The sequence below is a fragment of the Nostoc sp. DSM 114160 genome, from assembly GCF_053470305.1.
Map to the genome: position 1 here is coordinate 995,733 of NZ_JBPFGO010000001.1, position 12,966 is coordinate 1,008,698.

At 42.2% G+C, this 12,966-nt stretch carries 11 protein-coding genes and 2 CRISPR repeat arrays; of the genes, 8 read left to right on the forward strand and 3 right to left on the reverse strand.

Annotated features, from left to right (window positions below; all coding sequences use genetic code 11):
- Positions 1-38: 38 nt before the first annotated feature.
- The 5 genes from ldpA to NSTCB13_RS04710 all read left to right on the forward strand — a co-directional run bounded on the left by ldpA (position 39) and on the right by NSTCB13_RS04710 (position 6,593).
- Positions 39-1,199 (forward strand): circadian clock protein LdpA, encoded by a 1,161-nt coding sequence (gene ldpA, locus NSTCB13_RS04690; protein ID WP_448271511.1) that lies wholly within the window; start codon positions 39-41, stop codon positions 1,197-1,199.
- An 83-nt stretch (positions 1,200-1,282) separates the two neighbouring features.
- A complete protein-coding gene (locus tag NSTCB13_RS04695; protein ID WP_322693385.1) occupies positions 1,283-3,016 on the forward strand; it encodes a R3H domain-containing nucleic acid-binding protein in 1,734 nt (577 codons plus the stop codon).
- Between the two features lie 425 nt (positions 3,017-3,441).
- Positions 3,442-3,621 carry a high light inducible protein gene (locus tag NSTCB13_RS04700; protein ID WP_448271512.1) on the forward strand — a complete coding sequence of 60 codons (180 nt, stop codon included), beginning with the start codon at positions 3,442-3,444 and terminating at the stop codon, positions 3,619-3,621.
- Between the two features lie 179 nt (positions 3,622-3,800).
- Complete coding sequence (locus NSTCB13_RS04705) at positions 3,801-4,124, forward strand: hypothetical protein (protein WP_322693331.1); 324 nt, start codon at positions 3,801-3,803, stop codon at positions 4,122-4,124.
- Positions 4,125-4,481: 357 nt separating this feature from the next.
- Positions 4,482-5,228: direct repeats of the CRISPR family, unit length 35 nt; unit sequence TGCAATCAACTAAAATCCCTATTAGGGATTGAAAC.
- Positions 5,229-5,450: 222 nt separating this feature from the next.
- A complete protein-coding gene (locus NSTCB13_RS04710) occupies positions 5,451-6,593 on the forward strand; it encodes an IS4 family transposase (protein WP_448271514.1) in 1,143 nt (380 codons plus the stop codon).
- A gap of 21 nt (positions 6,594-6,614) precedes the next feature.
- Positions 6,615-7,146: a CRISPR direct-repeat array (repeat unit 35 nt; unit sequence TGCAATCAACTAAAATCCCTATTAGGGATTGAAAC).
- Positions 7,147-7,310: 164 nt separating this feature from the next.
- Here the strand turns inward: NSTCB13_RS04710 and NSTCB13_RS04715 are convergent.
- Positions 7,311-8,093 (reverse strand): hypothetical protein, encoded by a 783-nt coding sequence (locus NSTCB13_RS04715; RefSeq protein WP_445628554.1) that lies wholly within the window; start codon positions 8,091-8,093, stop codon positions 7,311-7,313.
- 394 nt (positions 8,094-8,487) lie between these two features.
- On the opposite strand from NSTCB13_RS04715, the gene rpsO reads away from it, so the two are divergent.
- From rpsO to aroF, 3 genes are all read left to right on the forward strand, one after another.
- On the forward strand, positions 8,488-8,757 hold the full coding sequence (gene rpsO, locus NSTCB13_RS04720; RefSeq protein ID WP_322693329.1) for a 30S ribosomal protein S15: 270 nt from the start codon (positions 8,488-8,490) through the stop codon (positions 8,755-8,757).
- 11 nt (positions 8,758-8,768) lie between these two features.
- A complete protein-coding gene (locus tag NSTCB13_RS04725) occupies positions 8,769-9,239 on the forward strand; it encodes a photosystem II biosynthesis protein (RefSeq protein ID WP_448268817.1) in 471 nt (156 codons plus the stop codon).
- A gap of 286 nt (positions 9,240-9,525) precedes the next feature.
- Positions 9,526-10,584 (forward strand): 3-deoxy-7-phosphoheptulonate synthase, encoded by a 1,059-nt coding sequence (gene aroF / locus NSTCB13_RS04730; protein WP_445628555.1) that lies wholly within the window; start codon positions 9,526-9,528, stop codon positions 10,582-10,584.
- 389 nt (positions 10,585-10,973) lie between these two features.
- Here aroF and NSTCB13_RS04735 read toward each other — a convergent pair whose 3' ends face one another.
- A complete protein-coding gene (locus tag NSTCB13_RS04735) occupies positions 10,974-11,225 on the reverse strand; it encodes a hypothetical protein (protein WP_445628556.1) in 252 nt (83 codons plus the stop codon).
- 352 nt (positions 11,226-11,577) lie between these two features.
- Positions 11,578-12,840, reverse strand: a complete 1,263-nt coding sequence (locus tag NSTCB13_RS04740) for an HhoA/HhoB/HtrA family serine endopeptidase (RefSeq protein WP_445628557.1) — start codon at positions 12,838-12,840, stop codon at positions 11,578-11,580.
- Positions 12,841-12,966 lie beyond the last annotated feature (126 nt).

The window sequence follows — 12,966 nt, forward strand, 5'->3', positions numbered from 1 at the left end:
GACTACTATTTTTAGTCGCATAAACGCATAATAGAATAGTGACTGATCTGTTCGTACCTTTACAATCTCTCAAACAAGGTGACTGGTTCAAGCTGATCTGCGGAGCCAGCTTCCAGCATTTGCCGGCAGTCAGAAGTTTAACGTTAGCCTATACTTTGGCGGGCGCTGACTGCATAGATGTTGCAGCTGATCCAGCAGTAATTGCAGCAGCGCAATCAGGGCTACAAGCAGCCAAATCTCTGGCTCAGGATGCCCAAAAGCGAGGCTTTGACTACAAAGGCAATTTACCGTTTTTGATGGTCAGCCTAAACGATGGAGAAGACCCCCATTTTCGCAAAGCAGAATTTAATCCTTATGAGTGTCCTCCAGACTGCCCTAGACCCTGCGAACGGATTTGTCCGGCACAAGCGATTGTGTTTGACAGTATCAAAAAAGACTTTTCAGGAGTAGTATCCAAAAAGTGTTATGGCTGCGGTCGTTGCATTCCAGTTTGCCCTTATGGTATAATTTATACAGCTTCATACGTGACAACGCCAGGAGCGATCGCGCCATTGGTAATGTCAACAGGAGTAGATGCCGTAGAAATCCATACAAAAGTCGGGCGATTGGCAGAATTTGAGCGATTATGGCAAGCAATTTTACCGTGGGTCGATAAACTAAAGTTACTAGCCATCAGCTGTCCTGATGGTGAAGGGATGATTGATTACTTAAGAACGCTCTACGAGAGGATTGCCCCACTCAAGGGTGCTTTAATTTGGCAAACCGATGGTCGTCCAATGAGTGGTGATATTGGCGATGGCACCACAATAGCCGCAGTGAAATTAGGGCAAAAAGTTTTGGCAGCTAAGTTACCAGGATATGTGCAGTTAGCAGGCGGCACAAATAAGTATACCGTTGCTAAGTTAAAGGCAATGGGACTACTTAAAGAGGCAGAGGGGCAAGGGGCAGGGGGCAGAGGAGAAAAGTTTTCCCCCTTGCTCCCTGCTCCCTGCTCCCCTGCCTCCATTGCCGGGGTCGCCTACGGTAGCTACGCTCGCGTACTGCTGTCACCAATTCTCGAACAGTTAGAGAATAAGGAGGTAAGTAACACCAATATGAAGGCGACTGTTCGCCTAGAAGAAGATGAAGTATTGCTTTGGCAAGCTGTAGAACTTGCCCATTCTCTCGTTTCCCAGATCAAGTCACAGCAGGAGCATTAATCGCTCGTTCGGAAATATACCCAGGACGGGTTCTCCTGCACGCAAATGTCCTCGCTATCTCTAAAAACGTCACCATAGAACGCATGACGATTACAGACGATCTCCAAAAGTTATTAGACATTTTGCCCCAAGACCTGCAACAAGTACTAGAGAGTCATCCCAAACGAGATAGTTTAGTAGAAGTGGTCTTGGATTTGGGTCGTCGCCCAGAGGCTCGCTTTCCTAATCAAGCTGAGTATTTGAGCGAAGTACCCGTTACTCAAGAACAAATAGATGATTGCATTCAACGAGTCGGAATCTTTGGCGGAGATAATCGGGCAGGAATTGAGCAAACTTTGCATCGGATCAGCGCTATTCGCAACCGCACTGGTAAGATTATTGGCTTGACCTGTCGCGTTGGTCGAGCCGTATTCGGAACCATTGGCATGATCCGCGATTTGGTAGAAACTGGTAAATCGATTCTCATGCTGGGGCGTCCAGGCGTGGGTAAAACTACCGCCTTACGGGAAATTGCCCGTGTTTTAGCGGACGATTTGCAAAAGCGAGTAGTGATTATTGACACTTCCAACGAAATCGCTGGGGATGGTGATGTTGCCCACCCCGCCATTGGTCGCGCTCGACGGATGCAAGTGGCTCATCCAAACGAACAGCATCAGGTGATGATTGAGGCAGTGGAAAACCACATGCCAGAAGTCATTGTCATTGATGAAATTGGCACGGAATTGGAAGCTTTAGCAGCTCGTACCATTGCGGAACGGGGCGTACAGTTGGTAGGTACTGCCCACGGAAATCAGATCGAAAACCTGATTAAAAACCCCACCCTGGCTGATTTAGTTGGGGGTATCCAAGCTGTGACCTTGGGAGACGATGAAGCCAGACGGCGAGGCTCTCAAAAGACTGTTTTGGAGCGCAAAGCCCCACCTACCTTTGAAATTGCGGTGGAAATGTTGGAACGCCAACGCTGGACAGTACACGAAAGTGTTGCTGACACCGTGGATAATCTGTTGCGGGGGCGTCAACCTACTCCACAAACCAGAACCGTTGATGACCACGGCAAAATTGCAGTTACACGTCAGTTAGCTGTTGTCAACGGTCGTGGTGGACAGCTAGGAACAGTGGAGGATTCTTTCCCACCGGCGCGACCGTCTAATGGCTGGCGTTCATCTGGACAAATGGTTGCACTACCCCAATTGCCTGTAGAGCGGGTAACTGGGCGCAGTGAGTTTGACCGTTTGCTGGATGAATCCTTCAACTATTCTGAGAGCATTGATTTCGATGCTGTTACTAGACACCCAGGGCCGAATGGTGAAGATTTGCCATTGCACGTTTACCCTTATGGGGTGAGCCGCCACCAACTGGAACAGGTGATTAGTGTGCTAACTTTGCCCGTAGTATTGACAAAAGATATAGATAGTGCTGATGCAATTTTAGCACTGCGATCGCACGTCAAAAACCACGCCAAATTACGCCAAATGGCCAAAGCTCGTCATGTACCCATCCACATGATTAAGTCCAGCACCATTCCCCAAATTACCCGTGGTTTGCGGCGGTTGCTGAACATTGACGACCCAGAGATGGCCGACGATAGAGAACTACAATTGTTTTTGCACAATGGTAGCGATGATGAGATGGATGCCTTGGAAGAAGCTAGACTTGCCGTTGAGCAAATTGTGATTCCTAAAGGACAGCCAGTCGAGTTATTGCCACGTTCTCCCCAAGTTCGCAAAATGCAACATGAGTTGGTAGAACATTATCGCCTCAAGTCGCATAGTTTTGGCGAAGAACCAAATAGAAGATTACGGATTTATCCAGCGTAACTTTAAGGGACTTCCAGTTAAAAAAATATCCCATAGTAGGGGCGGACTTCCAAATAAAAAAACATCCCAAATTTTCTTGTGGGATGGGTGTCCCCACCCGTCCCAAATTTAGGGCGCTCATGTGCCCACCCCACAAAATGGATAATTTATTTTTTGGAAGTCCTTTAGGAGAAAAATCGATGCATTTGAAAAGCGCTTTAACCATCAAAAATCGCCAAAATCATTATCTATACTCAAGCTAATAGTCCAATTTTATTGCACTAATTCGCTGTTATCATCAACATCACGCAGCGTCTCATAGACAAAGAATTCATAGAGAGTGAGTAAGTCCTAATTCACTCAATCTTGCATTTTTTTAAACATCTGTTACATTACTTTACAGACAGTTACAACTGCTACAACACTTGAACTTTGGAGTTATTCTCATGTCAGATTTTAAGAATTCTGCGCCTATCGTTTCAGAAGATCCTAATGCTGTGCGTTTTGGCTTCACTCCTCAGAGTGAAAATTGGAACGGTCGTCTTGCAATGATTGGTTTTGTCTCTGCGATTTTGATTGAAGCTTTTTCTGGTCAAGGGCTACTCCATTTCTGGGGTATCCTCTAAATTGGCGATCGTAGGGTAGAACTGCTGTACTACCCTACAAAATTTCATATATTCTACGCCAGTCATTCGTTTCTAACCGATGGTGGCTGTTGCAATTGGTGCAAAATATCAGATTTTTCCGGTTGAGCCAAAATATAAGTGAATAATTACTTTACATTGAATATGTATAGCTAAAACTCATGGAACTACCCCAACGCGTATCAGTCCGCTACAAAGACGCGTCCTTCAACACCAATGAAATCCGCTTGAGAACTTTTCGGCTTGGTTTGCAAATATGGGATGAACAAACCAAACCTAGAAAAACAGAGCTTTATCAGTTTATATCGTCTTGTTTAAAACAAGTTGACCGCCAAGATCGTTTTATGTTTTCTATGTTGTTCATAGAATTAACAGACCTTATACGCAACTCTTCTCTGGAAAGAGGAACGAAAGAGGTTCTGATTAAAACAGCTTTTAGAGAATTTGCTTGTGCGATAACAGACTTTGAAGACGTTGCCAAATAAGTTTAGTTATGGGGATGCTGGAATTGCCTAAGTATAGGCATCATCTTAAAGCCATCTGACCTAGTTGAGTGGGATATCTTGGGATATCTATAGTAAACAGCTTTTCAATCGGATTAGTTTTTTAACTAAATGCGCGGATGGGTAGGTGTTGGAGAAGGGGGGAATACAAAAATAGCTGAATTGCCCTATATGCAAGGTTTTGAGGGCTGTAGCATCTTCAAACCATCCGCGCACCTTATGTAGACTGAGTTTCAGCTATTTACATTTAGCACAATTGCCACTCCTTATGTTATGATTTTTGCATTCGCGCTATTGAACCTTGAAAACCAAATAACACAAGTCTTTCAGACGCCTGCTTGCAATCAACTAAAATCCCTATTAGGGATTGAAACTTTAATCTCACCAGGGCCACGGCTAGCCGCATCTGCAATCAACTAAAATCCCTATTAGGGATTGAAACCAGTCTTACGAACATCACGACCATTACTCTTAATATGCAATCAACTAAAATCCCTATTAGGGATTGAAACTTAGCAAGTATGCCATCTAAATGCAATGGTTCGGTATGCAATCAACTAAAATCCCTATTAGGGATTGAAACATTACACTAGCCGCAACAAAGAGAACCATGATGCGTGCAATCAACTAAAATCCCTATTAGGGATTGAAACATGGGAGGAACTGCTGGAACGACTGGAGTTACGGGAATGCAATCAACTAAAATCCCTATTAGGGATTGAAACATGAATCTGAATCTGAAGACGAAGAGACAAGCCAATCAATGCAATCAACTAAAATCCCTATTAGGGATTGAAACATGGGTTGACAATCGTGAAGAAGCAATAGAAGCAGCAAAGCAATCAACTAAAATCCCTATTAGGGATTGAAACATGGGGGCGATTAATGCTGAATATGGGAAGTTTAATGCAATCAACTAAAATCCCTATTAGGGATTGAAACTTTAATTGGCTGTCTATTTTCTTGAGGTTTGCTGTGCAATCAACTAAAATCCCTATTAGGGATTGAAACAACTCCGATCAATACGAGCAAAGATTAGGTCGGGCGGTGTGCAATCAACTAAAATCCCTATTAGGGATTGAAACAACTGATTAGCCAGTTCCATACCAATATTTTGAAACTGCAATCATTCAAGGGGCGACAATCGCCTCTAAACCCAGCCAAATAAAGGTTTAGGAGGCACAGACCCCTAGAACAATTAGGGTACTTATTGAGAATGAACTGTACAGTTATTAAGCAGCTATCTATAGGGTACAGTTTAATGGTAAAAAAGAACGGTCTCGTAATTTGACCAAGACCGTCATAATAATGCTGGCATCATTCTATCAAAACTTCTTAGAAAAATATCTAAATAAAGCGCAGTTAATCACGCTAAAGATGTTGGTGTGGTTATTACAAAATCAGAAGCAAGTCAGGATAGAAAGACTGGCAGCAACGTTACCATTACCAATACAGCAAAACAGTCGGAGGCGACATTTACAAAGATTTCTAACACTAAATGCCTTGAGTGTAGTATTGTTGTGGTTTCCCATTATTGAATCAATAATTAACCAACATTTTAAACTGGGGTCACAATTAACTATAGCGATGGATAGAACACAGTGGAAAGAAAATAATGTGTTGATGGTGAGCGTGATTTATCAAAAAAGAGCTTGGCCAATATATTGGTGTTTGTTAGAGAAAGATGGTAGTAGTAATCTAGAAGAACAGCAAAAAGTATTACGTCCAGTAATCCGTTTATTAAAAAAGTTCAAATTAGTAATTATCGGGGATAGAGAATTTCATAGCGTTGAACTGGCTCAGTGGCTCCACAAGCAGAACCAGAGTTTTGTATTTCGTCAAAAAAAGGATACTACTTTTCAAGAAAAAAGACAGAAATTTCAGCCTTTAAGTAGTATTGAAATTTACCCAGGTATTCGTCAGTTTTATCCCAATATTAAGTTTACTCAGAAAAAAGGGTTTGGTCGGTTTAATTTAGCAGTTTACTGGAAAAGAAAGTACCGAGGTAAACAGGATAAAGAAGCTTGGTATTTATTAACTAATTTGCCTGATTTAAATACTGCTCTTAAAATATATGCTCAACGTTTTGGCATTGAAGCAATGTTCAAAGATTGTAAAACTGGTGGTTACAATCTAGAAGCTTCGCAAGCTAATCCTGATAGACTTGTACGAATAATATTTTTAATTGCTTTAGCTATGACCAGTGCTTGGTTGCATGGACAAAGAACTAAATTTCAATCCCAAGAATCTTATGTTTGTCGTAGGCAAGAAAAAAATCGAACTCAAAAACGTCACAGTAATTTCTGGATAGGTTTATATGGTCAAAATTGGATAGTTGCTTGGCATGAGTGTCAAGCATGGGTCAAGGAACTGGTCGGTTTCATTCGCAATAAGCAAGCATATTATCAGCTAGGTTTAAGGGCTATGAAGCTTATACAGCAAGCACTTTAGTTCGCTTGTCGCCCCTTGAACTGCAATCAACTAAAATCCCTATTAGGGATTGAAACAAATTAGCTTTATGGTTCATTAGGGTTGCCGAGGTGATGCAATCAACTAAAATCCCTATTAGGGATTGAAACAAATATCTCTGTTGGTGGCCAATGTGCCATCCTCAATGCAATCAACTAAAATCCCTATTAGGGATTGAAACAAATCCTCTAAAAACCAATCAGATTATATAAACTTGCAATCAACTAAAATCCCTATTAGGGATTGAAACGCGTAGCCAGCCAGGGCTGAGTTTAACCCTGTGACATTGCAATCAACTAAAATCCCTATTAGGGATTGAAACGTTGAGAGTGCGATCGCAGATGGTAAATTACCATATTGCAATCAACTAAAATCCCTATTAGGGATTGAAACCGGGTTCTTCTCCTCTGGCTAATTTCATACATCGATTGCAATCAACTAAAATCCCTATTAGGGATTGAAACTACTCAGAAAAATTCTCAAACCTTTCTCAAGCAAATTGCAATCAACTAAAATCCCTATTAGGGATTGAAACAACACTACCACCACCCAATCAATTACCTTTACTAATCTGATTTTTTCCTCAGCTATTTTCATTAATTTAGGACTATTGAAAATTAGCCTGTGGAAAAAGCCATGCTTTTTCAAGGCTTGAGGACTTCCCGTGAAAAATCAGACTATGCATAGGAGGAGCGATCGTCATATCTTCAAAAAGGCCGCAGCTACAATACTCATTCTTTTGTCTTCAGTAGCTATAACTTCATGCAAAAGGGGTTCAACCTTGGCAAGAGCAGGAACTCCCCCAAAATAATCCTGAAACTGAAAACCTGTATAAATAAGTATTTCTCCAATATCAAGAGTTAATGGTTGAGGGTTAGCACTATCACTAGGTTGAATTCTTAACCCCGATGCAGGTCCAATAATAATTTGGAGAAAGCCTTTGTCTCGATGTATATTTAGCACTACCCGATCTCGATAATATGTCGATCCAACCTGAAGAATCAAGGATGGCAGCAAGTTAGGTTGTAAATAGATAACTAAGTTTTCCAGAAGTGGTTTAAGGATATGGCGATCTATAAACCCAGCTATTTCATAGCCTTGTTGATGAGGCAACCGATCGACGTTATCTCTCCAGCTAGGCTCTAATCCATTTTCAGGAATCAAGAAGTTATCGTGTTCACTAGAAGAGAAATTTCGGGAGTGATAGTACTCAAGTGGAAAATTTTTGCCTTCATATTTATCCTGATATACACCTTTAGGCCAATAGCCACAACGATACCCTGATACTCTTAAATCTTTAGGTTGATCGGATTTAAACAAAAGTCTTTCTGGGATTGGTTGCTCAAAAAACTTCTTCATTGCTTCACGGAAGAAGACTATATTTTGGTGAAACCTCTCCAATTCAGTGGATTCCAAGGTTGTGTCAAGATAGTTTTGTCTCAGGATCGAGTAGCCTTGTTTAGCAAATTGCTGGAAGTTCATGCTGCTCACACCATATTCAATAATCAGTCATTCATTATTTAAATTACTACAAAAAAAGTGGGAAGGTTCCATCCCAAAGTATTACTTTCAGTTAGATATTTATCAAAAATCAGTCATTATTTTAATTACTACAAAAAGAGTGTGAAGGAATTGCCGACGGCAGCCCCTTCACACTCTTTATTAAAATGATTATCATTATTTTAATGGTATAATTTGTTTTCTAGAAGTCTCCTATTAAGGATTAAAACTAATTATACTGAGAGTTAGCCTCTAACCATTTGGTGTCAAAAATTACAAATATTCTTATAAAGGTCATTCCACATCCAGCTTGAGGGCTGTGATATTATAGGAGACTGCTGCATACATTTTAGAAAAACTAGAAACTGAATCGACCATGGCCCTCACGCAACAGCGGAAACAAGAAATAATCTCCAACTACCAAGTTCACGAAACTGACACTGGCTCGGCCGATGTCCAAGTTGCTATGCTAACTGAGCGCATTAACCGCCTCAGCGAACATCTCCAAGCAAATAAAAAAGACCATTCTTCCCGAAGAGGACTGTTGAAGCTAATCGGACAGCGTAAGCGTCTTCTAGCTTACATATCGCAGGAAAGCCGGGAAAAATATCAAGCTTTGATTGCTCGTCTCGGTATTCGTGGATAGGACTACCGCTTATGTCTGCTGAAGAATCTGAACGCAGTCGTTTGCCTTTTGAACCGAACAAAAAGCGCCAAAAACCCGCAAAAGCTCAAAGTAAACCAGCAGCACAGCCCCAAGAATCCGTCAAAAAGGCTGATAAAAAAGTGGTTTATACCAAACAAGAGATGGCAATTCCCCAAGTAGTCAGCCAACGGATGATCCGACGGGTAGCTGGGTTCTCTGGTGTACCAACAGCTTTGGGCATTAGCGCCTTGGTTGTTAGCTATCTGCTTGCTGCCTACTCTGATATCCGACTACCTCCCATCGCCGTGTTATTGGTAAACATGGGATTATTTGGTTTGGGGGTTTTAGGGATAACTTATGGCGTTCTCTCTGCCTCTTGGGATGAAGAAAAAGTCGGAAGTTTTCTGGGTTTGGGTGAGTTCAACACCAATTTGGGACGAATGGTGGCAGCTTGGCGCGAAACTCGGCAAAAAAACTTATGATGAACGGCGCTCAGGTATTGAGTAACTGTGATATTGGGTAAATGAAAAAGTTAATGTTGAAGTTGAAATTCGATCGCTTCAACATTGCTAGTTAAAATCCTACAATCATTTTTATACACAATATCTAGTTAATTAGCAGTAAAAATACTGACTGAGCGCTGCATTTTATCTGTTTATTTTGTAAACAAATTTTATTTTTAACTATTTGTAATTAGGCCAATAGGCAACAATAAAGTTAGCCTATTTACAGAAAATTTTACTCAATTAATTAATCAGGAACTTTCAGATGATTATAGTAATGAAAAGTGGTTCCCCAGAGGCGGAAATAAACCGCATTGATGAGGAACTTAGTAGCTGGGGGCTAACTCCAGAAAAAATTGTTGGTCAACACAAAGTAGTTATTGGTCTAGTAGGTGAAACCGCCAGCTTAGATCCGCTACAAATTCAGGAACTTAGTCCCTGGATTGAGCAGGTGTTACGGGTAGAGCAGCCTTACAAACGAGCTAGCCGTCAGTACCGCCACGGCGAAGCGTCAGATGTGGTAGTTAATACTCCTGATGGAGCAGTAGTATTTGGCGAACATCAGCCTTTGGTAGTCGTTGCTGGCCCCTGCTCCGTAGAAAATGAAGAAATGATTGTGGAGACAGCGCGGCGCGTCAAGGCTGCTGGAGCGGCATTTTTGCGCGGAGGAGCATACAAACCCCGGACTTCACCTTATGCTTTCCAAGGACACGGCGAGAGTGCTTTGGATTTGTTAGCGAAGGCGCGGGAAGTTAGCGGACTAGGTATTATTACAGAAGTGATGGATGCGGTAGACCTCGAAAAAATTGCCGAAGTTGCTGACGTAATTCAGGTGGGAGCAAGAAATATGCAAAATTTCTCCTTGCTCAAAAAAGTGGGAGCGCAGCCGAAACCAGTTCTGTTGAAGCGGGGAATGGCAGCTACTATTGAAGATTGGTTGATGGCAGCCGAGTATATTTTGGCATCTGGCAATCCCAATGTAATTTTGTGTGAAAGGGGAATACGCACCTTTGACCGTCAGTATACACGAAACACACTGGATTTATCGGTAGTGCCAGTGTTGCGAAAGCTGACTCACCTGCCAATCATGATTGACCCCAGCCACGGCGTAGGTTGGTCTGAGTTTGTGCCTTCAATGGCAATGGCTGCGATCGCAGCTGGTACAGATTCCCTGATGATAGAGGTTCACCCTAATCCTGCCAAAGCTTTATCCGACGGGCCCCAATCTCTGACACCAGATGGTTTCGATAACTTGATGCAAGAATTGGCAGTAATTGGTAAGGCGGTGGGGCGCTGGAAGCAACCAGCAGTGGCTCTAGCTTAAAATTCAATTGCAACTTATTGCTAGCCATAAATTAAGGTTTGTAGTGAGTTAGCGCGGTCTTCTTCCAAAGGGAGAGGTCAAAATAGCACTCGTCGAACCATGTTAAATACGAAATAATGCCCCTTTAGATGATTTCTAAAGGGGATTTTTAAACACTAACTAAACGTGAGTTCGACGGCTCTAAAAACCCCTCTCCAAACCTCTCCCCCACAGGGAGAGAGGCTTTGAAACCCTAATTTTTTTGTTGTCAACTAAGAATATTTCTGTCCCTCTCCGCCTCGGAGAGGGGTTGGGGAGAGGTTCATCGAACTCACGTTAACTAAAGCTATGAAAAAATAAATCTGCAATCAATATTGATGGACAATATTTTTTTGCAATTGTAAGACTTCTTATCGATATACATAGCGAGCAGGTATCCAGCGGCGACCACGATTTGTTTGCACCCAACGTCCAGGAATCACTATTCTCCTTCTTGCTTGAGCAGGGGTATGAACTCTAAATCGCACTGGTCTTCTGATTATTCTAGCTGGAACCGATCGCCTAACTGGTCGTCTGATCTGAGCGTCGGCTTGAAAAGGAATAAAGGTAACAGCAATTGGTAAAATCAGGGCTGCACTAGCAAGCATTCTTTTAATACTCATTCGCAAACTTCCCTTTTATGATATTGACATCAAAGAGATTAATAATTGCCCAATAATCTCTTTGACAAATAAATATTAGGGTTGGAAAGAGCTATTTACTAGTGAGAAAGGTCATTAGTTGAACCGTGACTAATGTCATGGATAAAAATTATAAACATGACTCTGCTATTGAATAAAACGATTTTTACGAGATAGAACTGTTAATACCGAAAATTGTGATTTTGATGTTTGGGGCAGTGCCTATCTGACGGCAATACAATTACTGCAATTCAATTTTGCCACCTGAAAAAAAGAGACGGGTAAAATACCCATCCCAGAAAATTCCCTTTTACTTAATTGACTAGCAAAACTTTTATTGCACTTGGGTTTGGGTGGGGAAAGCACCAGGTTGCACAGCTATGTTAAGATTCTGCCCATTGCGACGTAATTCCATACGTAAATCGCTTCCGACTTGGCTATTTTCTACTGCCCTTTGGACACTGCTGGCATCTGTGACTGCTTGACCTCCAAGGGTTTGGATTACATCACCAGCACGTATCCCTGCTTTAGCGGCTGGTGAATTTGGTACAACTTTTACAACTAATACACCTTTATCTTCATTCACACTCAAACCGCTATTGGGATCTGAGTTGATACTTTGTTTTAGCTGAGGTGTTAACCCCACCATTTGAATTCCCAAGTAAGGATGTTCTACTTTACCTGTAGCTATTAGTTGACTGGAAATGCGTTGTGCTGTGTTGATCGGAATAGCAAAGCCTAATCCTTGTGCCCCTTGAATAATGGCTGTATTCATGGCAATTACCTGGCCGCGAGAATTTAGCAAAGGCCCGCCGGAGTTACCGGGGTTAATTGCGGCGTCGGTTTGAATATATTCTACTCGCTTATCGGGAGCGCCGATGAGATTGCTACTGCGTCCAGTGGCACTGATGATTCCGGTAGTTACTGTATTATCTAATCCAAGGGGATTGCCGATCGCGATCGCCCATTCTCCGGGTTGCAGTTGATCTGAATTACCCAAGGCTACTAACGGGAGATTGTCTGCCTGAATCTTCACAACAGCAACATCGGTCAACTCGTCTTTTCCTAACACCTTTCCTTTAAAGCTACGCCCATCCTTGAGTGTTACTGTTACGGTATCAGCACCATCAACTACGTGGGCGTTGGTAAGAATACGACCATCAGCACTAATAATAAAACCTGAACCAGTACCTCTTTCTACACGATCCTGTTGTTCTGGTATTTGAGAACCAAAAAAGCGTTGGAAGAGTGGATCGTTAAATTCATCTGGTAACTGGGTTTTTACGGTTCGGGAAGAGTCAATTCGCACTACAGCAGGCCCTACCTTTTGCACCACCTGAGTAACAAAGTTAGGATCTGTGCCTGCTGGGATTGGAGGAGCAGCATTTACTCGACTTACTGCCAAATTAGATGCATTTTCAGACACCTGCTGAGAGTGTCCAGCTAGATAGCCGCCTGCCAATGTCATCCCCGATCCCAGCAGCACCAGCGATAGAGAGGCGGCAGCTTTTCGCCAGGGTTTATAATATTTGGCATCAGCAGTGTTATGTAAAATGCTATTTGATGGGTGTTCTCTGTCGCGAGATTCGTTTTGCATTGCTGTCTGGAAGGATATTTAGATGTATTACTAATGTAGATATGATTTATGACAGTTTTGTTGCAAAGGTATTGCGTTGTTGTGAAAGCTTTGGTATTTTATTGAACCGTATTGGAATATAGTCAT

Excerpts from the sequence above, each read along its gene's own strand:
- NSTCB13_RS04695 (WP_322693385.1), top strand. The coding sequence starts at position 1,283 with ATGACGATTACAGACGATCTCCAAAAGTTATTAGACATTTTGCCCCAA.
- NSTCB13_RS04700 (WP_448271512.1), top strand. The coding sequence starts at position 3,442 with ATGTCAGATTTTAAGAATTCTGCGCCTATCGTTTCAGAAGATCCTAAT.
- NSTCB13_RS04705 (WP_322693331.1), top strand. The coding sequence starts at position 3,801 with ATGGAACTACCCCAACGCGTATCAGTCCGCTACAAAGACGCGTCCTTC.
- NSTCB13_RS04710 (WP_448271514.1), top strand. The coding sequence starts at position 5,451 with ATGCTGGCATCATTCTATCAAAACTTCTTAGAAAAATATCTAAATAAA.
- NSTCB13_RS04715 (WP_445628554.1), bottom strand. The coding sequence starts at position 8,093 with ATGAACTTCCAGCAATTTGCTAAACAAGGCTACTCGATCCTGAGACAA.
- rpsO (WP_322693329.1), top strand. The coding sequence starts at position 8,488 with ATGGCCCTCACGCAACAGCGGAAACAAGAAATAATCTCCAACTACCAA.
- NSTCB13_RS04725 (WP_448268817.1), top strand. The coding sequence starts at position 8,769 with ATGTCTGCTGAAGAATCTGAACGCAGTCGTTTGCCTTTTGAACCGAAC.
- aroF (WP_445628555.1), top strand. The coding sequence starts at position 9,526 with ATGATTATAGTAATGAAAAGTGGTTCCCCAGAGGCGGAAATAAACCGC.
- NSTCB13_RS04735 (WP_445628556.1), bottom strand. The coding sequence starts at position 11,225 with ATGAGTATTAAAAGAATGCTTGCTAGTGCAGCCCTGATTTTACCAATT.
- NSTCB13_RS04740 (WP_445628557.1), bottom strand. The coding sequence starts at position 12,840 with ATGCAAAACGAATCTCGCGACAGAGAACACCCATCAAATAGCATTTTA.